Raw genomic sequence first — 24,289 nt, forward strand, 5'->3', positions numbered from 1 at the left:
GGCATGAAAGATGAATCATCGTTCATTGTCTCCCGGGAAGACTGGTCGCTGCACCGCAAAGGGTACCAGGACCAAAATCGACACCAGGAAAAAGTGAAAGAAGCGATCAAAAAAAATCTGCCCGATCTCGTCAGCGAAGAAAACATCATCATGTCGAATGGTCGGGAAGTCATTAAGATCCCTATTCGCTCCCTGGATGAATACCGATTGCGTTTTAACTTCCAAAAGGGAAAACATGGCGGTCAAGGTAAAGGAAACAGTAAAGTAGGCGATGTCGTAGCCCGTGACGGCGATCCGGCGCAAGGGCCAGGAAAAGGTCAGGGAGCGGGTGATCAGCCAGGTGTAGACTACTACGAGGCTGAAATCAGCGTAGAAGAATTGCAGGAGATGCTTTTCGCCGAGCTGGAGCTGCCGAACCTTCAACAAAAAGACGAGGAACAAATCGTCGTGGAAGAGACGCGGTTCAATGATGTCAGGAAAAAAGGCTTGATGGGCAACATTGACAAAAAACGCACGCTGATCGCGGCCATCCGCCGAAATGCGCTGGCAGGCTACAGTGATATGGAGCTGGGGATCACCGATGATGACCTGCGCTTCAAGACGTGGGAAGAGATCATCAAGCCTCATTCCAATGCTGTCATTATTGCGATGATGGATACATCTGGATCGATGGGTGTGTTTGAAAAGTATATCGCCCGCAGCTTTTTCTTCTGGATGGTACGTTTTCTGCGTACCAAGTACGAAAAAGTCGAGATCGTCTTCATTGCCCATCATACGGATGCGAAGGAGGTAACGGAGGACACCTTTTTCTCGAAAGGGGAAAGCGGGGGGACGATCTGCTCCTCTGCTTACAAAAAAGCGTTGGAGATCATCGATAGCCGTTACCCAACTTCGCAGTACAATATTTACCCGTTCCATTTTTCCGATGGCGACAATCTCACATCTGACAATGAGCGTTGCGTAAAGCTGGTGAAAGAGCTCATGGAGAGATGCAATATGTTTGGCTATGGTGAGGTCAATCAGTATAATAGGCACAGCACCCTTATGTCAGCGTATCGCCACATCAAAGAGCCGAAATTCATGCATTGTGTCATTCGGGAAAAGGGCGAGGTATACAAGGCGTTGCGTACTTTCTTTGGCAAGAAAGAGGCTGTGAAGTAATCTTTAAAAGCAACCGGGCGAGAAATCGTCCGGTTGACTTATATTTGTTAGTGTTTGCATGAGCCACATGAACATAATGTGAGGGGTGTTACTATGTATCCACAAAAGCATCGGATGCGCAACACGGGAGCCTTCACTTTCTTGGCGTACTTTACATTGGGCGCAGGTGTGCTGCTATTTTCCATCGGTTTATACAATGCATCAGGTCTTCAGCTGCACGAAAAGGGGTATTATATCGCGTGCATGCTTCTGGTAGCAGTTGGATCGATTTTGACGCAAAAAGTAGTGAGAGATAATGCAGAGGATCGAGCGATTATTGAGGAGCAGGAAAGAGAATTTAACTTGAAGGTATCAAAAGCGGAGAAAGACACGCCGAAATAGCCTGGTTACATATGGACGAATGGTAGATAAAGCAAACCCATGATTGATTCTTATGTCAAATGAATTCACAACGGTTCATTGAGCAAGGGATCAATCATGGGTTATTTGTAAGGAAGAGGTAGAACCTCGGGAATTGTAACGGTCAGACTTCTACAACATAGGATGGAGTAAATTAATCATCATCGTCGTCACCATCATCGTCTCGATGTTTTTCCGCTTCTTCGCGAATAATCCGGGCCGCATTCAAACCGATCATCTGTGCCGCCGTGGAAGTGTTGCCGTCAGGTAAAATAGGGGAGATGGATAGATCAGCGACTTTGAGATTTTTCGTGCCAAATACATTCAGGTACCTATCCACAACACCTTCGGAAATGCTTTTCCCCATTCTACATTGCCCACCATAGTGAGCGAAAATGCTGCAAGATGCTCTCACATAAGCAGCGAGCAAGCTTCGTTTTTCTGCTTCATCCGGTACTTGGGATAGGGGCTCGGGAGGATATACTACTTTGTAAATGCCCTCTGGATCGAGTTCACGAGCCTTCGTAATCACCTTGAACATTTCGATATATTGGTCTACCAAAAAGTTTAGGTCATCAGGATTTTCAAAGACATTGAATCTAATCGATGGATAGGCTTCCGGATCACTATGTGCAACCGTAATCGTACCTTTACTTTTGGGGTTCAAGTCTGCTAGGCCAATACTCATGATATTGCTTTCCTTTGTGGGAACAAATTGCCAACCATTGATAAGGACGTCTTGAACAGGGATAAAGAACGGTACGGGAAGACCTAATATTTGCAGGCGGCGACTCGGTCCGTTTTCTTTTTTAAATGCACCAAGTGCCACAGGCTGATCAGGGTCAGCAGCAAATACTGGAAGGAGTCGGTCTGTTTTTACCTCGATGCCCATGCCAATACTGTATTGCGACTGAAGATTGTGACCGACATTTGGACTCTCTACCAATGTTGCTATCCCTGCTTGAGCTAAATCCGTCGTTCTGCCAATCCCTGATCGTTGCAGGATAACCGAGGAGTAGGTACCGGCAGAGACAATAATTCCTTTTTTCGCATAAGCGATTTGTGTCACGCCGTTTCGAACGAATTCGACCCCAACGGCAGTCTGCACGTTCTTTTTTGATGCAAAGAGAATTTTATTTACGGTTGTTTTTCCGAAAATGACTAACTTTCTGCCTCCAATCCCGAACTCATCTGGCTGGAATTCATTGCCCTGTGTCACGATTTGGTTATTTAAATACCCGGCTCTCGTGGAGGAACGAATAAACTTCCCATCTACTTCTTGTTGAATATACTGTGATTGATAGAAGGTACAGTCTCGGATACCTGTATTGTAATCTTCCACGATGGGGATACCCAAAACCTGAGAGGTTGCTTCAGCCAAAGTTTGGATAAGCCCACTATTCGGAATCAGTTGCTGCCTGACAAAAATAGGGCCTTTTTTACCGCGTTCTTTTGGGCTTTGTGTATCTCCCGTATAGGTTTCGTTTTTTTTGAATAGGGAGCGGAGATGATCGTAGCCCCACTGATCTCCGACGAGTTTTGCCCACTGATCATATAGCTGGCGGCTTCCGCGGACAGCATACATAAAATTATGTTCGGAGCTTCCACCAATTACTCTCCCACTCCATAGCGGAAGCTGGCGTCCAATTGCTTGTTCGATTTTCGAGACAGCAATGAAGGATAGTTTGTTATCATCTGCCATATTCACTGCTGCCTCTAGAGAAGCGCTTGGGTTCGGCATATTTGTACCTGCTTCCAGAACAAGTACAGAAGTCTTCTTGTCATCTGTCAATTCCTTGGCGATTACTCCTCCGGCAGTTCCGGCGCCAATCACGATATAATCGTACTTTTCACTTGCTGGGCTTGAACTTTGTCCCAATTGTTGCACTTCCTTTTTTCATAATTTCCTAGCACTTTCAATCTATTCATGCCGGAATGCGGGGGTTCCAGCAGCAAATCAGGCAAAATCATTATTTGCAATCTTTTGTGTGAATGGCATAGGAAGATAGGAAGTAGAATGGGGTTAGCCGATTTGCATAATATTCACGTTTGCGGCGATAAACTTGATCTCTTTCAAAATTCTCCCTTTCACTCTGCTAAAATTTCGCCCCAGATGCGCCTAAAGGAGGCAAGGCTGGGGGAACCAATGTTTCATAAAATAAAACCGTCACGGTCATGCCCTGACGGTTTTTCGAATGAGCTCGATAAACTCCTCTGCTTTCTCGATGTGTGGAGCGTGCCCCACATTTTCCATGACAATCTCCTGATAAGAACCACCAGCGCGCTGATATTGTTCAAGCACGTCACGAATTTGGGAGACCATCGGCTGCGGGGGATATTCATCTTCCCCCGGCCATCCGGGGACATAGCCAAGCTTGCCCAGCGTACCGAAATCAGCCAGCGACTGATCCGAGACAATGGCATCATCCGCACCGCGAATCCATAAAATCGGACACTTCGGCTCCATCTGGACAATACCGGACAAATTTACGTATTTGGGAGAAATCGCATTCGTAATCCCTGTCGTTCCGGGAGCAACACCGGGCCAATCGTTTACGTATTCAAAGGCACCGGGGTAAAAGTCCTCTCCTATTCTCGTAGAGAGTATTGCGTTCACATAACGGTCTTCCTGCTCTGGGCCAACTTGGAATGGGGGCTTGAAATAAAGCTGATTCATGACATTGCGAGGACTGGAGGGAGATTCATTGCCTATATCTTTGGCTGCAATCCTTTTGACCAGCTCAGAGTTGGCGGCTCCCCCACCCGAGCCTGAGAAACTGCTGTAGCACGGGGTACCAGCTATATCTTTGGTTCCACCAAAGCCGTAAGGGGACATGGGGGCGATGAGAATCAGAGAGCGGACTTCCTGCGGGTGATCGATGGCAAACTGCATCGCGATCCCGCCACCCAACGACCAGCCGGCAAGATGGATGGGCGTTGGCAAGTCCAATGCCCGAATAAACGAATGAAGGTCATCCGACCAGTCTCGCAAACCGCGTGTCGCATCAATGGGCAATGCTTCACTTGCTCCATAGCCACGCATATCAGGTGCATACAGACGGTACTGGTCACATAGAGCCGCAATGGTATCATCCCAGAACAGGTTGGCTGATGCATTGCCGTGAATGAGGAGAAGCGGTTCTCCTTCCGGTACGCCTGCTGTCAGGTAGGAAACGAGCAATCGATCGGTCTGAATCGTTTTGGTTTCGATTCTTGCATCCATCAATGATGTGCCTCCTTTCAAAGTAAAAATATCAGAATATTTCTATTATATGCCTGTTCGGTTACAAAATGAGAAAAGAAAACAACCGCCAGTGAAAGGCGGTTGCAGGAAGATTACATATGGAGACCACGCATCTGCTGTTCAATTTTCTCAAAGCCGCCAGAAACCTTAACGACTTCGTCTTTTTGCTCAGAAACGAGCACAAGCACTTCTTCCAGGCTCTCTTTGTTCTTGTCGGTAATATCTGCGTTGACTTCTACTTTTGCGCCGACTTCCTGAATCATGCTGTGAACATGGACGATGAACTCTTGCAGGTTTTTCGTTTTATCTGCGAAGTTTTGCATGTAGTTGTCTACATTGGTGAACATTTCTTGTACTTCGAGAATGCCCTCGCTATTTTTCTCAAAAGAAGTCTGCGACTCGGAAATCATATCCGATACGAGTTTCATTTTTTCGCGGATGGTCATGAGCAGGCTCGAGATCGACTCGGACGATAGCTTGGAGGACTCTGCCAGCTTGCGTACTTCATCTGCGACGACAGCAAATCCTCGGCCGTGTTCGCCTGCGCGAGACGCTTCAATCGTGGCATTGAGTGCCAACAGATTGGTTTGTGCAGAAATCTCGGAAATGGTTTGGATGATTTTTCCAATCGATTCGGTTTCTTTATTGAGCTCTTGGATTAGCTGGTTCGTACCTTGGATGTCCTTGATGAATCGTTCAAAGTCATTACCGATGTTGCCAATGCGTTTTCCACTCTCGCTAGTGGCTTCCTTGGTCGATTCTACGTACTCATGCATCTCTGTAACAGAGCGGGTCATGTCCTCAACTTGCAAATTCGTCGAGCTCATTTCCCGACGCAGCTCGTCTGTATTGCTGGTCTGGACAGTAAAGGACTCCATGATGTCTTGCAGGGAAGCGACGGTTTCGACAGCGCGAACATTGACACCGTCCGTTACCTTGTTCAAATTCTCTTGATAGTCTTGCATAGAGGTGAGTGATTCATTGATCTTATCCAGAACACGTTGCAACGATTCCTTCGAGGCAATCGCTTCTTGCTTCTGTTGCTCACTTTCCTCTTGCAACTTGTTATTGAATACAGCATGCATCATGCTCGTGATAGAGACAAAGCAGAAGGTGAGCAGGAAGTACATCAGATCGAGATTGCTTGTCGAATGGAAAATCGTTTCTCTTTGTGTCAGGAAGTAGTAAGAGACAATGCCCAATGTCGATACAATCGTCAAAATATTGATGAGTCGGTCTTGATAAATCCCCATGACTGCTACGAAGAACATAATGGTCATGATATTGATCATATGCGGGTCCAGTCCGACTACGATGAACATGAAGATCCCGATTACGGCGAAGTTAAAGAACTTCATGAAGGGCGCTGCTTTTTCACGGAAGCTCGGGCGATTAGAGATGTAAGCAAAAGGTGCCAGTACGCCATACAAAATACCCAGAATTGTGAAAACGAATGTGTACGAAACGCCTAGAAAGAGGTTTAAGACCTGAACAACCGTAATAATACTTGCGAATACGATTACGACCCAATTGTTTCTTCTTCTCAATAAATCAATTTTATCCATGTTATCCATGTTACCCACCTACCTCGACTTTTACTTGGTTGGATGACGACGTATTGTACCAGGAATATTTCGGATCGTGCTTATTGTCATAGACATCTTTTAGATGGAAAAGGGTCGGAATCGCATCGGCCCCTTTGTAAAAGACGATATCTTTGGTCTGAGTTGCTTTTACTTGATACTTCGTGTTAATAAATTTAAAAAAGGTCGGATCTGCTACCCCGATTGCGTGGGTATAACCATGCTTTTCAGCGTAATCTATCATCAGGCAAATTCCTTTTTGCCCCAGTTGTCCGCGGTATTTCGGCAGAACAGCGAGACTGTCTACCTCCATTACTTTCATATCTTCTGTAACAACATCCTGAAAAAGTGATTTCATATAAGCACTTGATTTGGAAAAGGGCGTCATTTCAAATGTTCCACCTGCTTCACCATCTTCGGCGATTAAGAGGAACTGAGCCGAGCCTTCTTTCGCGTACTCCATCTCGAAGCCCATGCTTGTCCATACTGTTTCTTTGATTTCATGAAATTTGGCTAACTCTTGTACGGTTTCTACTTGTTTGTACATAACTTCTCCACTCCATCATTTTCTGATTACCGTGTTGTGTATGTTTGACGTCTCAAAAGTTATGTTTTTCCATCTGTTACAAAAATGAAAGTGCTTTCATCCTCCTTTCAAAAAACGAAACACAAAAAAAGGCCGTTCCATCGAAATGGAACAACCGAAGCTACCAACATCGAAAAATAGTCTCAAGATGATGGCAACCCGGCTATCATGGTCAAAGACTGTAGACCCGTGGTTTTGCGTCGCCACCTTTCGATGACTTTGCCTTTTTCATTTTTTAGCAAAAATTGTAAAACTGTGTCGAATTTTGCTAGACATAATCATGCAAAATATAAGCCATTTGTATTAGCTTTGTCAAGTTTTGGTAGGAAGAAGTAACTAATTGTTCATAATATATGAACGTACGAAAAAACCAGTTGCCGTATCAACTGGTTCTTCATTAAATAGGGAGTAGGGCGTTAGGTTAGGGTGCGCAGAATGTCTATAACTTCAGTAGGCTCCATTCGCTTTTTGTAGTCAGGATCTAAGAATACTGACCGGATTACGCCCTGTTCATCGAGGATATAAGTAGCCGGTATGGGGAGTGTCCAGGAATCGTCGCTATTAAAATGATTGAGATCGATATCCAATGATCGGTAGGTATCATGTAAATACTCAGGCAGTCTGAATATGAGTCTATATTTTTCTGCTACCTGATTATTGGTATCGCATAACACGGGGAAGCTCAGACGATTGTTCTCTTGCATAGTAAGAGAGTGTGCAGGAGATTGTGGACTAATGGCAAACAATTGAGCACCCAGAGAGGTTATCGTATCGAGCTGTTTTTGGTACGCTTGCATCTCCAAATTGCAGTAGGGGCACCATGATCCACGGAAAAATGTGAGGACGACAGGACCTTTTATGATTTCTTCCGACAAGGTAATATTCTTGCTAGTGTGATCGTTCAACGTGAAATCAGGCGCAATCGAACCAATCGGCAAGCCCTTTGCCAGTTCAGAGGTCCGCAGCTCCTCAATTGATCTTGTAAATGCATCTGTTACTTCACGGGTGAGGAAGTCTGCTATTTGAATGGTTGTAAAATCTAGCTCTTCGCGCAGGCTCTGAAAATGTGGTTTATCCATATGTCGTTCCCCTCTTTTTCGAAAGAATAGTAGAAGCCATGGCTTTACGATATCTTTCTTTTTGAGCGAAAGATGTAAACTGGATTACATTTTCTTCAAAATCCTGTCCCGCTGAATAGAAATAGATTTAAAGCCTGTTTGAATCAGTTCTTCTCTTGCTAAAGCACGTAATGCTACCGTCACAGCTTCCCTGGATGCCCCAACAAAATTGGCGATTTCTTGATGGGAAAGAGGTAAGTCAATTTGTTGAAACGCCGAACTGTTAGGATTGCCAAATTGATCGGCAAGCTTTACCAACGTGGAAATAATGCGATCTTGTAAAGGGAGAAGGGCAAGATTTTCGGCTGCTTGGCTGATCGAAACCATTCTATCGCTAATGACCTTCATGATCTTCATCATCAGTTGCGGATGTTCGATGATGTAGCTTTCAAATTTTGCTTTGCTCATTTTACAAATGAGGCAGTCTTCGATGGCTTCTATATACATCTCCCTTGTACCTAATGAGAGGAGATCCACTTCTCCAAACACATTGCCTTCCCCGAGGATATCGAATGTGAACTGCCGACCATCCCGATTTACTTTATATAAGCGTACCTTTCCCTGTTTGATGAAGTAGAAGCCTTCTGAAAAAGTTTCTGGTGTTTGAATGCACGTATTTTTGGGGAAAGGGGTTAGAGAGGTTAATTGATCAATTAAGCGCAAACTATCCTCGGATAATGAATTCAACAAATAAAATTGGGATAAATGTGTGATTCGGTTCATCATTTCTGTTCAGTGCGACTTTTCAGGATCGTTCTTTTCGCTTTGGTGATAATTCTTTTTGTTTCCTTTGTATCAGAGGTTTTTAGCCACTCGTCACAAAGTTGTGTCACCCAGTCTGGTTGTGATTTACTCGCATCGTTCAACCAATTCCCTACAGAATCTTGAACATATTTGGCTGGATCTGACTTCACTGGTGTGAGCAAAGGCAGGCAGCGAGCGGGCTCATTTTTCAATGCGTCAATATGCTTACACCAGACACCACGCGGGCGTGTGGCTTCTACCGCAAAACGGCGAATATTTTGGTCGGTATCAAGTACCCATTCACTCAGGAGTTGAATGGAATGGTTCAGATCATGCAAGAGAGAATCTCGAATCGCCATCCATGCGATCTCTCTCACCCCAAAATGATGATCAGCCGCGAATTTTCTTATTTGGGCTAGTTTTTCTTCTAAAGATAAGGTGTTGTCCAGGCCGATAATATAGGCACTCCAGCAACGTACACTGTCTGACTTGTGGTTGGCCAACGATAGGAAAACAGAAGACGTAGCTGTGGGTTCACCCGATTTGTGTAAGATCGCAAGCAGTTCTTGTCCAATCAGACGGATAGCTTTCATTCCGCTCGTTGATCCGGTCTCTTCTAATTGACCAACAAGTTGAGGGACATACGCACCTAACGTAACATGAGGCAGAACGATTCGTAACAAATGCATATGATCAACAGCCTGCCATTCAGTCAAATTGACGCTTTCTAATTCTCCAGCATGAAGGAGTGCTAATACATTGTCAGGGATGAGTGAGGCTTTACTTGCTCCTTTTCTCGTGTGTACCGAATCTGGCATTTCAACAAACTCCTTATCGCAGTAATGGTAAAAGTATACATAAAAATCACCCATAACAAAAATTTTCCAACCATCCGATAACTAGAAGGAATAGGAGGGGATTTTATGAAGGAAGTAAAGGTGATTCAATTTTACTTTTCCGGAGGCGGTGAAACGATTAGCATCGAATCGACGGAACCGGAAGAGATCATTCAAATGGTCGCTAATCAAAACAACGGATGGCTCCAGTATGATGATGTTGTCATCAACGTAAGAAATGTTTCGTATATCAAAGTTCGCAATCAGGCGTAGGATAAGAAAAGAGCGTCAAGCTCCAACACGAAAAAGCTCTCCTTTGAATGAGGAGGGCTTTTTCGTGTTGGGGGTAGGGCTGCTGGTTATCCTATTAATAGAAGAAAAGGGAGGGCGGCAAGATGACGCTGGAAGAAGTCATGCAGAAGCTCGAAGCGATGGGGACAGAACAGACGAAAAAAACGTTATTGCGGCATGGGGCAAAAGAGCCTTTATTCGGCGTGCGAGTCGGCGATATGAAAAAGCTGGTCAAGGAGGTAAAGCATGATCAGCAGCTCGTCCAGGCGCTGTACGATACGGGAAACTACGACGCCATGTACTTGGCCGGATTGACAGTTGACCCAAAGAGCATGACAAAAGAGCGGCTGCAGGCTTGGGTTCAGGAAGCGTCTTGGTACGCGCCCGCCGAATATACGGTTGCGAGTGTAGCCGCTGAGAGCCATTTTGCCATGGAGTTGGCTCGAGAATGGATCGAGTCAAAAGAAGAAATGGTAGCCACATGTGGGTGGAACACGTATTCGAACTACTTGTCGATTACTCCTGATGAACAACTAGATAAGGAAGAAATCAAACGGCTCCTCATGAGAGTGAAGGAGACAATTCATCAGGAACAGAACCGCGTACGGTACACCATGAATCAATTCGTTATTTCAGTAGGCGCATATGTACGGGAACTTCATCAGGAAGCGCTGGAAGTGGCAGCAGCGATTGGCAAAGTACATGTGGACGTCGGACAGACAGCGTGCAAGGTTCCGTTGGCTACGGAGTATATCAAAAAGATAGAGGAACGAGGGAGTGTCGGAAAAAAGAAAAAGACGTGCATTTGCTAGTCGGGCATTTTTCTCAATCATTTGGCGTATATTTCTAGGGTGCTTTTGTTTACTAAAGTATCGACTATTCTTTGCTAATGTGCTATCATGATACCTTGTTAACGTATTACCACTTTATCAGAGTAAAATATAGAGTAGGGAAACGAGGGGGATCATCACGATGAAGAAAATAGCATGGATGTCATTGTTGTTGAGTGCGATGGTTTCATTGGTAGTGGGCTGTTCCAGCGCAAACACTGGCGCTGACGCGAACAAGCTGATTATCGGAATTGATGATAAGTTCGCACCAATGGGATTCCGGGATGAGAAAAATGAACTTGTTGGTTTTGATATTGATTATGCGCGTGCAGCCGGCGAAAAAATGGGGAAACAAGTCGAGTTTCAACCAATCGATTGGAGTGCAAAAGAGTCTGAACTAAACAGCGGTCGTATTGATTTAATCTGGAATGGATATACGATTACAGATGAGCGAAAAGGGAAGGTTCTCTTTACCAAGCCTTATCTGAAAAACGCACAAGTAGTGGTCACCATGGCAAATAGCAACTTGACCAAGCTGTCAGACTTGGCCGGTAAAGCAATTGGTTTGCAAAAGCTGTCTTCCGCAGCTGACGCGATTAATGCGAGTGATATCAAAAATCAGGTCACATCGATTACCGAGTTCCCTGATAACGTGCTGGCACTGAGTGATTTGAAAATTGGTCGTGTAGAAGCAGTCGTCATCGACCAGGTTGTGGCCGATTACTATATGACAAAAGAGCCGGGAACATTTAAAGAGTTGGAAGAATCGCTGTCCCCTGAGGAATATGGAATAGGCGTCAAAAAAGGCAACGAGGCATTGCTGAATGAGCTGCAAAAGGCACTGGATGCGTTGAATCAGGATGGTACAGCTGCAAAAATATCGGAAAAATGGTTTGGCGAAAATCGTGTATTGAAATAAGAAGAACAGCGATGGCTTCGCCGCTTGATTGGCGAAGCCACGCTTTTATTTTCAGGATTAGGAGCATACCAAGATGAGCGTAGACTACATTCTCTCCATTACGAAGCCCATGCTAGAAGGGGCACAGATGACGGTGCTGTTGTTTATCATCGCCATTCTGCTTTCCATTCCATTAGGTTTTTTGATCACTTTACTGGCAAAGAGCAGTAATAAGGCGCTGTCCTGGTGCGCGCATACGTATGTGTATGTGATGCGTGGGACGCCTCTTCTATTGCAGTTGTTGTTTATTTGCTTCGGGCTGCCTCTCTTGCCCGTAGTGGGAGAGTATTTGGTGATGGATCGGTTCGTCGCTGCATGTGTCGGCTTCGTGCTGAACTACGCAGCGTATTTCGCCGAGATTTTCCGTGGGGGACTGCTGTCGATCGACAAAGGACAGTACGAGGCGGCGCAGGTCCTCGGCTTTAGCAAATGGCAGACAACCAGCAAGATTATTTTGCCGCAAATGTTTCGCGTGGCTTTGCCTGCCGTCGCAAATGAATCAATCACCCTTGTAAAAGACACAGCGCTGCTCTATGCGGTTGCTGTCCCAGAATTGCTTCACTTTGCACAGACGGCCGTGAATCGCGACTTTACCATCGTTCCGTTTTTTATTGCCGGAATCATTTATTTGTTAATGACGCTATTGTTGACATTGTTCTTTAAGTGGCTGGAAAAAAGGTTTAAATTCGAATAAAGGGCTGGCGCATTATGGATATCATTCAAGTATCGAATCTAAAGAAATCGTTTGGCAATCAAGAAGTTTTGCGAGATGTCTCGTTTTCGGTGAAAAAGAACGAAGTCGTGGCAGTAATCGGGCCTTCTGGCTCCGGCAAAAGCACGATGCTACGCAGCTTGGTCAATCTGGAGCAGGTGAATGGTGGCAGTATTCGTGTACAGGATGATTATTTGGTGAAGGACGGCGTTTATGCCAGCAACCAGGAAATCAAGCAGATCACAGCGAGAATGGGCATGGTCTTTCAGCATTTTAATCTGTTCCCTCATCTAACGGTGAAGGAAAATCTGGAGATCGCGCCACGCGTAGTCAAAGGTGAGGCGGCACAGGACATCCAAAGAAAGAGTGCAGAGCTCTTGGAAAAGGTCGGCCTGTCTGATAAGGCTGACGCGTATCCGGCGAAGCTCTCAGGCGGACAGAAGCAGCGTGTGGCGATCGCCAGAGCACTGATGATGAACCCCCAAATTTTGTTGTTTGACGAGCCTACGTCTGCTCTCGACCCCGAACTGACGGGTGAGGTCCTGCAAGTCATCAAGCAGCTTGCCCAGGAGCATATGACGATGATGGTGGTGACGCATGAGATGGGATTCGCACGCGAGGTGGCAAACCAAATCATGTTTATGGACAAAGGGGAATTCGTAGAGTCGGGGACACCTGAGCAATTGTTTACAAACGCTAAATTTGAGCGGACCAAATCCTTTTTGCATCGCGCCTTAAAATAGTATGATCAACAATAAATGCCCTCAGTGTCGAGAAGACAGACTGAGGGCATTTTGTATAGACAGGCTACATCACCTGGTAGTTCAAGTACCGTTGGCTGATGAACGAATGAAAATGATCGCTGAACGAGTCAGCATTTAAAAACGCATTGTAGGCGTAAGGAGTGACCCGACAGTAAACGAGCTCGCGTCCATCGTGAAAACGGATGTAGAGGTGGCTTGCAGCCAGATCGTACCGAGCAGCTTTGATCAATTTCGAATCCAGTTCCTTGTAGGTAATTTCTTGGGGGTGATTCTGACGTGGCAGAAATTGGCGGAAAAAAGATCTCAATGTATCTGCAAACTCCTTTATCTAAAAATCGGCTTATCTATTTCTACGAGTCTTCATTTTACGCAAAAATTTGGATTCGGAATACAAAAATAGCACACCGATTGCAAAATAGGCTAAGAGAACCGTATTCAGAACGATCATCGAAAAGTCGGCAAGCATGTAAGTGCCTCCTGTTAGAGAGAATGAAGTCACGAATTGAAAGTAACCCGCTCCAAAAAAGTGAAAATCTTCTTTTTGCTTCGTTCTATGGGCCTATCATCTGGATGCGTATAGAAAAAACGATCATCCGAAAGTATGTAATTTCATGAAAAACGTTGTCGAATATAGTCTATATTACCTATTTTATTATTGTCAATAATTACATAGAACCAAAATGACATTCCGCGAATTTCTTTTTTAAATTACCTTGTATCACGAGGTATAGTGTGATAATCTCTAGGCATGTCACGGGAAGGAGATGCTTTTATGAACAAGGAGTTGTTGAAAGGAAGCATTGATCTATTGCTTCTTTCGCTGATCGCACAGAAAGATCAGTACGGCTATGAGTTGGCCAAGAAGATTCGCGATAAAAGCGATGAACTGTATGAAATCGGTGAAGGCACACTATACCCTGCCCTAAAGCGACTGGAGACGCAAAAGGCAGTGGAGTCTTACTGGGGGGAAGCCAACGAAGGCGGACGCCGCAAATATTATCGGATTACCAAGACCGGCCAGGGCCTTCTTCAAGACAAGATGAAGGATTGGCAGAGCTTAAGCCGACTCATTATGCTGTGCAATAAGGGAAGTGAGTAAACAAATGAAGCTCGAAGAATATGCAGAGCAGGTTGTCAGTCGCTTGCCGTGCTCGAAATGGGAAAAGCGGGATGTCAAAGATGAGCTGATGGATCATTTGAACAGCATGAAAAGTGAGCTCGTTGAAGAAGGCTATGAAGAAAAGGAAGCAGTATCTTTGACCCTTCAACGATTCGGGCCTACGGGAGCAATCAGTCGGCAACTGTCTGAATCCATGCCGCTCATTGATAAATATTTCCGCAAATGGGTCATGAGCTTATTCTGTATGTATGTAGCCGTCCTCAGCTATTACTTGTTGTTGTCGCCTGAGCGATGGGAAAGCAGAGCTTTTATGGTTGAATGGAAGGAAAGGATGCTTGCATATGGCGCTCCGCAGTACAGTCAGCCGTTTCTAAACACGAACCTATTTCATACATTGGTGGATTACGTATACCGTTATGACAAATACAACATTGATATATTGGTGTTCAATCTGGCTGGAAATGTCATCTTGTTCGTGCCGCTTGGGTTGCTGGTACCACTGCTTTTCCTTAGATTCCAAAACATTCATCGCGTATTTTTTCTCACGCTCTTTGTCAGTCTCATCATTGAAACTCTGCAACTATTGTTATCGTTAGGCAGTTTTGATGTCGATGATCTGCTGCTAAACGTACTCGGGGGACTCATTGGCTACGGAATGTTCCGATTAGGAGCGGCTCTCATCTACAGGCGACGGAAAAGCATCCCATACGATGATGATTTGTCTGCAACGTCGTAACAACAGAATCAGAGTCGAAAAAGCCTTCTGATTTAGCGAGGTCGCACAGATGTGAGGCGGCCTTGGCAAAGGCTTTGGCTTTTTTTACACAAAAACATCGTGATACGATATACATAGTGATTCAATTTAGGGGGATTTCATGAAACAAACAGGAATTTTACTACTGGTATTTGTACTGATGCTCCAAGTAGTCGTTGGTTGTGAGAACAACCTTGCTATCGAGCAGGTGCAGCCAAAGCAGCATGCAGATTTTACTTTTGATGTGAAGCCGGAGACCTTCGAAGTATTTGTCGAGAGAGACGGTGTGAAGGAAAGTGCTTCGGAGCCGATGCCTGCGCGCAAGGTAATGAATGTACGGAAAGGTGAACAAGAGATTGCCTGGAGCTATCCGGACGATCAGCTGGATGTCTCGATCACAAAGAAAGAGGATCATTTGCAAATCACCCTGACTTCCACAGGAACAGATAGCTTTTCCTGGCCGACAGTAAAAGGAGCAAGCTACATGGTGCCCTTGGGAGAAGGAAAATGGATTCCTGCGGATGACAGCAAGTGGCAGTCATTTTTAAAAGAAGAGAGTCTTAGCTTTGCGGAGTCTTTTGCCATGCGCTTTTTTGCTGTGAACAAGAGCAAGTATGCGCTGATGTACGTCGTGGACAATTTGTTTAACAACACTGTCGATTTTGCCGTTGATCCAACGATTGCGTTTACGTTTTCGCACGAGTTCCCGACGATTAATCCGGACAAGACCTACGGGTTCCGCTTGTACGTCACAGACAACGATCCGGTTAGCGTAGCAGATGTTTACAAGCAATATGTCAAGGAGCAGGGAGAACTGCTAACCCTGGCTGAAAAAGCCAGAGCCAATCCGAATATCGAAAAGCTTTACGGTGCTCCTCATTTTTACTTGTGGAATAAGAGCTTCCTATCGGTCGACGATGTGAGTTGGAACGCGCTGAAAACGAAACTAAACGAGAACTTCATCGGGGCACTTGAGAAAATCTTGACTTCCAATGGAGTGGACGGAAAAGAGAGCATCCAGCAATTCCGCGAGATTCAGAAGCAGGATTACGTCGCAGATTATCAAAAGAAAGCGATACTCAGCGGGTTGAATGACGCTTTGCGTTCCCGTGAGTTTTACAATCCGCAGCGATTTCCACATGTCGATGAAGAGGTAAAAAAATCGTTTGGAAAAGGGATCGACTCGTTGACGGAATCACAGCTGTACGACTTGAATAAAAAGCTGCTGAAAAGTGTGCTGCAGGATGTTGTTCCACCTGTGGAACAATGGGGGAATGTCGACTCTACTGATCTCTTGAAAGAAATGAAAGCGGCTGGGATTGATCAGGCATGGATCGGTTTGCCGGATTGGACGGCTGCCTACATGAAGCCAGCATTCATTCAAGAGGCGAATGAGACAGGCTATTTGATCGCCAGCTACGATTCCTACCACTCGATTCATCAGGAGGAAAATCCGGATTGGAATACGGCTATTTTCAAGGATAAGAGCTTGTATGAGAACGCGACGATCTCGAAGAAAAATGGAGAGAAAAAAGCTGGTTTTCTCCAGCAGGGGAGATTGCTGAATCCAACGCTCTCACTACCAAGTGTCAAACAGCGCATGGATGACATTATGAGTAACGATGTCGCTTTTAATTCGTGGTTTATTGACGTGGATGCAGCAGGGGATTTCAACGATGATTATTCGCCGCAGCACACGACGACTGAGGCAGAGGATATGAAGGCGAAGCTTGCGCGTATGGACTACATTCGCGATGAAAAGAAATTGGTCATCGGGTCTGAGACTGGAAATGACTTTGCCAGCCGGAGTATCGCCTTTGCCCATGGCATTGAAACGCCTGTCATCAAGTGGGCAGATTCGGACATGCGAAAAAACAAGCAAAGCCCGTATTATGTAGGAGGCTACTGGTCCCCGGCGGGAGAGATCCCAGAACGATATGCCAAACAGGTTCCGATCAAGGAAGAGTATCGTCATGTATACATTGATCCTGCCTATTCGTTGCCACTGTACAAGCTGGTGTACAATAACGCGGTAATCACGAGCCATCATTGGGAGTGGAGCAGCCTGAAGATCAAGGGGGAAGTCGGCACTCGTATGCTCAAGGAGCTGCTTTACAATGTACCGCCGCTCTATCATTTGGATAAAAAGATGTGGGATGCAAACCAATCATTGATCACAAACTATTTGAAGGTATGGTCTCCTTTCCATAAAAAAGCTGTGCAACAGGAAATGACGGATTATCGCGTGTTGTCCGAAGACAGGCTCGTGCAGAAGTCGGTTTACGGGGATGATCTGCAAGTGATCGTCAATTTCTCTAAGCAAGATTTCACGTACGAGGGGCAAGTGGTGAAGGCCAGATCAGCGCTGATTAAGAACGGAAACGATAAACAAACCTTCTTTGCTCCAGCGCAGTAAGAACGATTTGAAAAAGGCTGTCCGCGAAAATGAAGCGGCAGCCTTTTTTCTTCTAAGGAGTGAGTGGGTATTTCTTGCTTTTCAAATCGTATTGAAGTCGATTGATGAAATTCATGGAAATACGGGAATAATGCCGTTCCTCCGAGCGAACCCACCCATAATAGACGGGTTGTTGATAAGGAATATCCAAATCAAGCGTAATTGAATCGGAGTCCTGCAAATGAGGTTCATGAACAAAAGAGTAGTCCAGTCCGATGGTTACCGCGAGATTTTGCCGGATTGCATTGCGGAGCGCTTCTGTGTTGTTCGACGTAAACAAAATGTCGACGGGACCATAAGTCGCGGCAAAATCCTCTACGAACCATTTGACGTAGTCGTCGTTGTACAGGACGAAGGATTGCTTGCGAAGCTCTTCAGGTGTGACGGAATCCTGATAGGCAAGTGGCGAGTTTTTGCCTACACCTACAACCATTTTTCCCTCTAGTAACGGTTCGAACACTAATCCGAGGCCTTCGCTCTTTTTGAGCAGGTTCTCATGGATAATGACCAGACCAATGTCCAGCTTGTCCTGAAGAATGTCCTCTAATATTTCCTGTGTGCCTTTTTCTGCAATTTCGGTACGGATGTAAGGATAATCTTTTTTAAAGCTCGCGACGGCATCGACCAGAAGATTCATGGGACCGGGAATGGTCGCCAGTCGCAGCTCTCCACTCAACGTGTTCGTATAGTTTTGTGCTTCCTCCCAAATTTCCTGGATCTTTCCCAAGGCTTCAAACGCTTTTTTGATGATAATGCGCCCTTCAGGGGTCGGTACTGCGCCAAGACGCGAACGTGTAAACAGAGTAACGCCCAGCTCTGCTTCCAGACTCGAGAGCGACTGGCTGATCGCCGAGAGTGTGACATGCTTGTTCTGAGCGGCTTTGGTCAAGGAGCCTGCCTTTGCTATTTCTACGATATATTCCAGTTGTTCCAGATGCATTTGGTAACAGCACATCCTTTAGTCGTGCTTAAGGAAGGGTAAGTATGTTTACATATTTTTAAATATAAAAGAGTCCTATAATGAAAGCAAGGCAAGAGATCAGGTACAAGAGACATCATCAATGGAGGCGTTTACCGTGGCGAGACTCGAAGGGAAAGTAGCGATCATTTCCGGTGGCGGAACAGGAATCGGGAAAACAACGGCGATTCGTTTCGCCAAGGAAGGTGCCAAGGTAGTCGTTACGGATATCAATCTGGAAAGTGCCTCCCAGACGGTAGCCGAAATCAAGGATGCCGGTGGAGAAGCCATCGCGATTGCGCATGATGTAAGCCGTGAAGAGCAATGGCAGCAAGTAGTGACAACCACCGTAAAACAATACGAGAAAGTAGATATCCTGTTCAACAACGCAGGCATTTATATCATTAAACCGTTGGCGGAGATTACCGTTGAAGAATGGAATCGTCTCATGGCGATTAACGTAACGGGTGTCTTTTTGGGAATGAAGCATGTGATGCCACTCATGGCAAAACAACAAGGTGGTTCTGTTATCAATGCGTCTTCCATCGCCGGGCTTTTTGGTGCGCCGGGTCACGTCTTGTACGGAGCGAGCAAGGGAGCGGTTCGCATCATGACCAAGGATGCAGCTATGGAGTACGCAGCACAAGGTGTGCGTGTGAATTCGATTCACCCTGGGTATATCGATACAAACATGGTGTCCTATGCTTCGGAAACGACAAAGCATTCAAAAGCAGAGTTGGCACAGGCGACTCCAACAGGTCGACTTGGAACTGTCGAGGATGTAGCCAATATGGTGCTGTTCCTTGCTTCTGACGAATCTTCCCATGTCACAGGGGCGGAATTCGTCATCGATGGCGGCGCAACAGCGCGATAAAACGGTACAAATACCATTTTCGAAAATAGGAGGAGTTATCCATGAGATTGGAAAATAAAGTAGCGATCGTAACAGGTGGAGCAAGCGGAATCGGAGAAACGACTGTCCGTCTCTTCGCAAAAGAAGGGGCGAAAATAGTGATTGCAGACTTTTCCCCACATGGAACTGAATTGGCGGAAGAGCTGAAGCAAGCGGGCTTCGACGCGTTGTTCGTGAAAACAGACGTAACGAAAGAAGACGAAGTGAAAAACATGGTGAGCGCCACTGTAGAAAAGTACGGAAAGGTAGACATTTTGTTTGCCAACGCAGGTATCGCGAAAGACGCACCTGGTCATCTGTTGAGCGTGGATGACTGGCAAAGAACGATTGATATCAATCTGACTGGAGTGTTCTTGTGTGATAAATACGTCATCGAGCAAATGCTAGCGCAAGGGACTGGCGGCGCGATTGTCAACTGCGGCTCGATTCATAGCCATGCCGGAAAAGCGGGCGTGACAGCATACTCTTCCGCCAAAGGTGGCGTGAAGCTCCTGACCCAGACACTGGGACTGACGTATGCCAAGCAAGGGATACGTGTCAATGCGGTCTGCCCGGGCTATATCGATACACCCTTGATTGCTGGGCGCAATGAAGCTTTGAATGAGCACCTGATTGGGTTGCATCCAATGGGACGCTTGGGCAAACCAGAAGAAGTCGCCAAGGCTGTTCTGTTCCTTGCCAGCGACGATGCTTCCTTCGTCACAGGGACAAGCTTGCTGGTCGATGGCGGTTATACCGCGCAATAAAATGTCTTTCTCCTCGCGTAGAATTGTCTACACGGGGAGATTTTTTTTGCAAGACCACATCGGACAAATGCCCTACACCATCGTCCAAGCGGGCGCAAAACCGTTCGAATAGGATGGGAATAAGCGACTACGCAACGGGGAGGGAGGAGTTTTGCCGACTTTTGTGGGCAAGGTGACCATTACCAATAATGTCGGGAATATCAACTTTGGCGATACGGCAAACAACTCTCCGAAAAGCGTAACCAAATCGTTCTCCGGTTCGGGTGGAAACAATAGCGGCAACGTAGTGAAGGTCATCAATGAAAATAGCCAAACCAATACATGGGTGGGTTCAGGAGCCGCTGGAATGAAGACGATGAAGACAGTAAAGGCAAAGAAACGGGTCCGTCGTGCAGCCCGAAAAGGCAAAAAGAAAAAGTAGCCTTGAAAAAGGCCATGTGTGAAAGTGGACAAGCTCGATAATAGAGTTGAGATTAAGACTATTGCGAATTTATGTGAATTGAGATAAAAAAGATGAAAGACGATCGCAGAAAGGAAGCAAACCAAATGACGAAAACAAATCAGGAATCACTCTTATTTACTCGTGTGAACAAGGATACGCAGGCACTGCCGATTTCCATTGAAGACTGGGAGAAAAAGGCGCGAGAGGTTTTGCCTGATGGGCCATTTGATTACGTTGCCGGGGGATCAGGGGCAGAGGAAACGCTCGTAGAAAACCGGACAGCTTTTTCCCGTTGGGCAATCATTCCGCGGATGATGCGGGATGTGACGAATCGCACGCTCGGTATTTCGATGTACAATCAAGCGTTGCGCACACCGATTTTCTTGGCTCCTGTAGGCATGCAGACGATTTCACATCCCGATGGAGAGCTGGCGTCTGCCAAGGCGGCAGCAGCAGCCGGAGTGCCTTTCGTAGCCAGTACGGTATCTGCTCATTCACTCGAACAGATTGCCGAAGTGATGGGCGATGCCTATCGCTGGTTCCAGCTCTATTGGTCGAATGATCGAGAGGTTTCTGCGAGCATGGTCAGACGAGCGGAAAAGTCTGGTTATTCTGCCATTGTCCTCACGGTAGATACCGTCATGCTAGGGTGGAAGCGCAGAGACTTCCGCAACGGGTATTCGCCACTGCGCGAAGGAAGAGGACTGGCGAATTACTTGACAGACCCTGTTTTTTGTTCGCGACTCCCTGAGGTAACGCCGGAGAATGCAGTGGAGGAAGTGTTGAAAAACATTTATCATCCAGCGCTGAATTGGAACGACATCGCCTTTTTGCGTGAGCATACTCGTCTGCCGATTTTGGTAAAAGGCATTTTGCATCCGGATGATGCGCGCCTTGCTTTAGAGCATGGTGTAGATGGAATCATCGTCTCCAATCACGGTGGGCGGCAGATGGATGGCGCTATTTCTACGCTGGATGCATTGCCGGCGATTGCCGAGGTAGTAGCTGGCAAAATACCTGTATTGCTCGATAGCGGCGTGCGTACAGGAGCAGATGTCGTTAAAGCGATTGCTTTAGGGGCCAATGCCATTTTGATTGGTCGCCCATTTCTGTATGGACTGGCTGTTGCCGGAGAGCAAGGCGTAGCGAGTGTGTTAGATACACTCATCCATGAATTTGACGTCGCAATGGCACTGTCTGGCAGCAATTCTGTCGCAGACCTCAATCGCAGCATTCTTGCCCGGTTGTAAGCAAAGCAGCCGGTTCATATCCATTGTTAAAAAAGTGAGCCAGGCTACATGCACTGGTTCATTTTTTTCGCAAAAATGTTGTATCTATCGCAGTTGTTCTCGTTGATCTTTCGGTAAAACATGGTAAAATGGAACGAACTTGTATTCAGAACGTTACGATCCTTCTGTAAGGATCATTTTTTTTGACTGTATTCAAAGCAGGTGATGGAAAATGAAAAACCAAATGATATCTTCACTGACACCCCAAGATTGGGCTGGTCTACTACGCGAAAAAGATGGTGAGCTGAACATGGTTGTGAATGAGCTGGCAGATGTCAAATACGCTTTGGACCAATCCACGATCTTGGCAATTACGGACCATAAGGGGATTATTTTGCGGGCAAATGAACAATTTTGCCGCATATCGAAATACGAACGAAGCGAATTGATTGGAAAGGACCATCGTATTCTTAATTCGGGTTACCATCCGAAAGGCTTTTTTAAAGAAATGTGGTCCTGTATTCGATCTGGCCAGGTTTGGCGGGGGGAAATTCGCAATCGCGCAAAAGATGGCAGCTATTATTGGGTTGATACCACCATTGTGCCATTTAAGAACCAAGCGGGCGAAATCTATCAATACCTTTCCATTCGCAGTGATATCACAGCTCGCAAGCAGATGGAAGATGAGCTAAAGCGGAGTGAAGAAAAGTATCGTATCATCGCGGAAAACACGTCGGATATCATCAGCATCATCAACCTGGATGGGGAATTTCTTTACTTGTCCCCGTCTCACAAGCGTGTATGGGAGCATACCGTTCCGGATGAGGAAATCCATAACCTGTTCGAGTGGATTGTGGAGGATGACCGGGATATTTTTGCTTATGCGATTCAGCATGCCTTCTCTACGCGCAAAGAGTACATGGTAGAATGCCGGATTAATACCCAAAGAAACGATGTGATCTGGACTGAGAGTAAAATCAATCCGATTGTGGATGAAGAAGGAAATGTGACCAAGCTCCTCCTCGTTACCCGTGACGTCACAGACCGGAAACAGTCCGAAGAGACGATTCACCATTTGGCTTATCACGATGCGTTGACAGATCTGCCGAACCGACGGATGTATGTCCAACAGCTCAGCAAGGAAATGATGCAGGCCAAGCGTTTCCAATCGAATCTGGCAGTGCTGTTTTTAGATTTGGATCGTTTCAAGGATGTGAACGATTCGTTCGGTCATGATGTAGGGGATATGTTGCTGATCGAAGCAGCAAAGCGTCTACAGGCATGTCTGAAGCCAGGAGATGTCGTGGCCAGGTTGGGTGGAGACGAATTTACAATTATGCAGAACCAGCTGCAAGATCGCAATGAAGCAACTGCGCTGGCGGAGCAGATCATGTATCAGCTGCAGCGGCCGTTTGAATTGGATGGTCATGTGTTCAACGTGTCGTGCAGCATCGGCATCGCCTTGTATCCACAGGATGGGGACAATCCAGAAGATTTGTTGAAACGGGCCGATACAGCGTTGTATACCGTGAAATCACGCGGGAAGAATGGCTATGACTTTTTCGATCCTACGATGGAGGCGAAGTCGCTGGAGCGTATCTTGATGGAAAATGAGATGCGGAAAGCCATTGAACAAGAGCAGTTCCAAATTTACTACCAGCCCAAAATTGATATCGCGACAAGCGAGATGACAGGCATGGAGGCGCTCGTCAGATGGGTGCATCCAGAACTGGGTATCATTCCGCCGAATCGCTTTATTCCAATCGCAGAAGAGACAGGGATGATCCTGGCGCTTGGGGAATGGATTTTGAAACAGGCGTGCAAACAAAATAAAATCTGGCACGATGAAGGATATACGCTGAAGGTCTCTGTGAATTTGTCAGCGAGACAGATCTATCAAAAAGATCTGGTCGAGATGATCAAGGATATTCTTCAGGAAACAAAGCTATCTCCTAATTGGCTGGAGCTCGAGATTACGGAGAGCATATTTGTCAAAATGGAAGAGGCGACGGCAGTCCTGCAACAGATTCGGGAAATCGGCATCCAAATTTCGATTGATGATTTTGGGACAGGCTATAGCTCGTTTAGTTATATTAAAAGCTTGCCAGTCGATACAATCAAAATTGACGCCTCATTTATTCGCGACATTCATCACAATCAGGAGAGTCAAGCGATTGTAAAAGCGATTGTCACGATCGCACAAAGTCTCAATATGAATGTCATCGCTGAGGGAATTGAACTCCATGATCAAGTAGCGGCATTGAAGGAAAATGGCTGTGACCACGGTCAAGGCTATTTGTTCAGCAAACCGCTTCCGACAGATGATTTCGATCAGTTCCTGCGTCAAGAACAGCAATAAAATGGCAGGAAGCAAAGCCGGGTGAGAACATCCGGCTGTTTCTTTTGTGTGGTACTATAGGAGGCGGACAAAAACATAAGTGCAAGT

Annotated in this window: 24 protein-coding genes and 1 riboswitch; of the genes, 15 read left to right on the forward strand and 9 right to left on the reverse strand. The window is 46.0% G+C overall.

The genetic code is table 11. From position 1 onward, the window contains the following. The first annotated feature begins 3 nt into the window (after positions 1-3). Both yhbH and HP567_RS08495 read left to right on the forward strand, forming a co-directional pair. The gene (yhbH, locus tag HP567_RS08490; protein ID WP_017251936.1) at positions 4-1,161 is read left to right on the forward strand and encodes a sporulation protein YhbH; all 1,158 of its coding nucleotides are present in this window, start codon (positions 4-6) and stop codon (positions 1,159-1,161) included. Between the two features lie 93 nt (positions 1,162-1,254). Further along, the gene (locus HP567_RS08495; RefSeq protein WP_173609103.1) at positions 1,255-1,542 is read left to right on the forward strand and encodes a YiaA/YiaB family inner membrane protein; all 288 of its coding nucleotides are present in this window, start codon (positions 1,255-1,257) and stop codon (positions 1,540-1,542) included. Positions 1,543-1,714: 172 nt separating this feature from the next. On the opposite strand, the gene HP567_RS08500 is transcribed toward HP567_RS08495, so the two are convergent. From HP567_RS08500 to HP567_RS08530, 7 genes are all read right to left on the reverse strand, one after another. Continuing rightward, the gene (locus HP567_RS08500; RefSeq protein WP_173609102.1) at positions 1,715-3,439 is read right to left on the reverse strand and encodes a GMC family oxidoreductase; all 1,725 of its coding nucleotides are present in this window, start codon (positions 3,437-3,439) and stop codon (positions 1,715-1,717) included. A gap of 294 nt (positions 3,440-3,733) precedes the next feature. Further along, the gene (locus HP567_RS08505; RefSeq protein ID WP_173609101.1) at positions 3,734-4,783 is read right to left on the reverse strand and encodes an alpha/beta hydrolase; all 1,050 of its coding nucleotides are present in this window, start codon (positions 4,781-4,783) and stop codon (positions 3,734-3,736) included. Positions 4,784-4,896: 113 nt separating this feature from the next. Next, on the reverse strand, positions 4,897-6,387 hold the full coding sequence (locus HP567_RS08510) for a methyl-accepting chemotaxis protein (RefSeq protein WP_173609100.1): 1,491 nt from the start codon (positions 6,385-6,387) through the stop codon (positions 4,897-4,899). Continuing rightward, on the reverse strand, positions 6,380-6,934 hold the full coding sequence (locus HP567_RS08515; RefSeq protein ID WP_173609099.1) for a GNAT family N-acetyltransferase: 555 nt from the start codon (positions 6,932-6,934) through the stop codon (positions 6,380-6,382). The genes HP567_RS08510 and HP567_RS08515 overlap by 8 nt, the downstream gene beginning before the upstream one ends. Positions 6,935-7,123: 189 nt before the next feature. Then, positions 7,124-7,207: riboswitch (cyclic di-GMP riboswitch) on the reverse strand. A 182-nt stretch (positions 7,208-7,389) separates the two neighbouring features. Next, on the reverse strand, positions 7,390-8,052 hold the full coding sequence (locus HP567_RS08520) for a peroxiredoxin-like family protein (protein WP_173609098.1): 663 nt from the start codon (positions 8,050-8,052) through the stop codon (positions 7,390-7,392). 84 nt (positions 8,053-8,136) lie between these two features. Continuing rightward, positions 8,137-8,814 carry a Crp/Fnr family transcriptional regulator gene (locus tag HP567_RS08525; protein ID WP_173609151.1) on the reverse strand — a complete coding sequence of 226 codons (678 nt, stop codon included), beginning with the start codon at positions 8,812-8,814 and terminating at the stop codon, positions 8,137-8,139. After that, positions 8,814-9,653, reverse strand: coding sequence for a DNA alkylation repair protein (locus tag HP567_RS08530; RefSeq protein WP_173609097.1), 840 nt, complete (start codon positions 9,651-9,653; stop codon positions 8,814-8,816). The genes HP567_RS08525 and HP567_RS08530 overlap by 1 nt, the downstream gene beginning before the upstream one ends. Positions 9,654-9,758: 105 nt before the next feature. On the opposite strand from HP567_RS08530, the gene HP567_RS08535 reads away from it, so the two are divergent. From HP567_RS08535 to HP567_RS08555, 5 genes are all read left to right on the forward strand, one after another. Then, a complete protein-coding gene (locus tag HP567_RS08535) occupies positions 9,759-9,944 on the forward strand; it encodes a hypothetical protein (protein ID WP_173609096.1) in 186 nt (61 codons plus the stop codon). Positions 9,945-10,066: 122 nt separating this feature from the next. Further along, positions 10,067-10,774, forward strand: coding sequence for a DNA alkylation repair protein (locus HP567_RS08540; protein WP_173609095.1), 708 nt, complete (start codon positions 10,067-10,069; stop codon positions 10,772-10,774). 160 nt (positions 10,775-10,934) lie between these two features. Then, positions 10,935-11,711, forward strand: coding sequence for an amino acid ABC transporter substrate-binding protein (locus tag HP567_RS08545; protein ID WP_173609094.1), 777 nt, complete (start codon positions 10,935-10,937; stop codon positions 11,709-11,711). Positions 11,712-11,784: 73 nt separating this feature from the next. Next, on the forward strand, positions 11,785-12,444 hold the full coding sequence (locus HP567_RS08550) for an amino acid ABC transporter permease (protein WP_173609093.1): 660 nt from the start codon (positions 11,785-11,787) through the stop codon (positions 12,442-12,444). A gap of 14 nt (positions 12,445-12,458) precedes the next feature. Further along, complete coding sequence (locus HP567_RS08555; RefSeq protein ID WP_217366951.1) at positions 12,459-13,205, forward strand: amino acid ABC transporter ATP-binding protein; 747 nt, start codon at positions 12,459-12,461, stop codon at positions 13,203-13,205. Positions 13,206-13,269: 64 nt separating this feature from the next. Here HP567_RS08555 and HP567_RS08560 read toward each other — a convergent pair whose 3' ends face one another. Continuing rightward, entirely contained in the window at positions 13,270-13,533 is a 264-nt protein-coding gene (locus tag HP567_RS08560; protein ID WP_173609092.1) for a KTSC domain-containing protein, read from the reverse strand. A 465-nt stretch (positions 13,534-13,998) separates the two neighbouring features. On the opposite strand from HP567_RS08560, the gene HP567_RS08565 reads away from it, so the two are divergent. The 3 genes from HP567_RS08565 (at position 13,999) to HP567_RS08575 (ending at position 17,516) form a co-directional block, all read left to right on the forward strand. Then, the gene (locus HP567_RS08565) at positions 13,999-14,325 is read left to right on the forward strand and encodes a PadR family transcriptional regulator (RefSeq protein WP_088906130.1); all 327 of its coding nucleotides are present in this window, start codon (positions 13,999-14,001) and stop codon (positions 14,323-14,325) included. 4 nt (positions 14,326-14,329) lie between these two features. Next, on the forward strand, positions 14,330-15,082 hold the full coding sequence (locus HP567_RS08570) for a VanZ family protein (RefSeq protein WP_173609091.1): 753 nt from the start codon (positions 14,330-14,332) through the stop codon (positions 15,080-15,082). 139 nt (positions 15,083-15,221) lie between these two features. Further along, entirely contained in the window at positions 15,222-17,516 is a 2,295-nt protein-coding gene (locus tag HP567_RS08575; RefSeq protein ID WP_173609090.1) for a glycoside hydrolase, read from the forward strand. Positions 17,517-17,568: 52 nt separating this feature from the next. Here the strand turns inward: HP567_RS08575 and HP567_RS08580 are convergent, their stop codons facing one another. Next, a complete protein-coding gene (locus HP567_RS08580; protein WP_173609089.1) occupies positions 17,569-18,495 on the reverse strand; it encodes a LysR family transcriptional regulator in 927 nt (308 codons plus the stop codon). A gap of 136 nt (positions 18,496-18,631) precedes the next feature. On the opposite strand from HP567_RS08580, the gene HP567_RS08585 reads away from it, so the two are divergent. From HP567_RS08585 to HP567_RS08605, 5 genes are all read left to right on the forward strand, one after another. Beyond that, positions 18,632-19,387, forward strand: a complete 756-nt coding sequence (locus HP567_RS08585) for an SDR family NAD(P)-dependent oxidoreductase (protein ID WP_229087963.1) — start codon at positions 18,632-18,634, stop codon at positions 19,385-19,387. Between the two features lie 41 nt (positions 19,388-19,428). Then, a complete protein-coding gene (locus HP567_RS08590) occupies positions 19,429-20,172 on the forward strand; it encodes an SDR family NAD(P)-dependent oxidoreductase (protein WP_173609087.1) in 744 nt (247 codons plus the stop codon). Positions 20,173-20,323: 151 nt separating this feature from the next. After that, entirely contained in the window at positions 20,324-20,593 is a 270-nt protein-coding gene (locus HP567_RS08595; RefSeq protein WP_173609086.1) for a spore germination protein, read from the forward strand. Positions 20,594-20,718: 125 nt separating this feature from the next. Beyond that, on the forward strand, positions 20,719-21,864 hold the full coding sequence (locus HP567_RS08600) for an alpha-hydroxy-acid oxidizing protein (protein ID WP_173609085.1): 1,146 nt from the start codon (positions 20,719-20,721) through the stop codon (positions 21,862-21,864). Between the two features lie 211 nt (positions 21,865-22,075). Next, a complete protein-coding gene (locus HP567_RS08605) occupies positions 22,076-24,202 on the forward strand; it encodes a bifunctional diguanylate cyclase/phosphodiesterase (protein ID WP_173609084.1) in 2,127 nt (708 codons plus the stop codon). Positions 24,203-24,289 lie beyond the last annotated feature (87 nt).

This window comes from Brevibacillus sp. M2.1A (assembly GCF_013284355.2).
GTDB lineage: Bacteria > Bacillota > Bacilli > Brevibacillales > Brevibacillaceae > Brevibacillus.